The sequence below is a fragment of the Mesorhizobium sp. M1C.F.Ca.ET.210.01.1.1 genome (genome assembly GCF_004791585.1).
In the GTDB taxonomy this organism is placed as follows: Bacteria; Pseudomonadota; Alphaproteobacteria; order Rhizobiales; family Rhizobiaceae; genus Mesorhizobium.
In genome coordinates this window covers 1-328 of the sequence record NZ_SRUU01000162.1, presented here as the reverse complement: position 1 = coordinate 328, position 328 = coordinate 1, and the positions used below count along the sequence as shown (strand labels likewise).

Sequence of the window (328 nt, the reverse complement as noted above, 5' to 3'; positions counted from 1 at the left end):
GACTGCAGTTTAAGCGGATGGCGTTGAGCCGCGAATCCGTAAGACTTTCCGGCTGCTCGGTAGTTCTACCGATCCGCACCCGCTTCCAGCCAAAGCCTTGTCATTTCCGCCTGCGAGGTTGTGCCGAGCTTCAGGCCAATGGCGGCGCGATGGCTGTCCACCGTGCGTGGCGACAGACCAAGTCCGTCTGCGATCTGGCGCGAAGTAAAACCGAGCGCGATGCGTTCAAGTATCTCCCGCTCCCGCGCGGTCAGCAGCGACAGGAGCGCCAAATTCTCCGCCTGCAGCGCTTTTGCGTCAAGCGTGCGGGCCAATATCCGGTGCGCTT

1 protein-coding gene is annotated in these 328 nt (G+C 61.6%); it reads right to left on the bottom strand.

Features of this window, described 5'->3' with window-relative positions:
- Positions 1–65 precede the first annotated feature (65 nt).
- Positions 66–328, bottom strand: a 263-nt coding sequence (locus tag EN853_RS33405) for a LuxR C-terminal-related transcriptional regulator (protein ID WP_245517524.1), incomplete at its 5' end; no start/stop codon positions are given.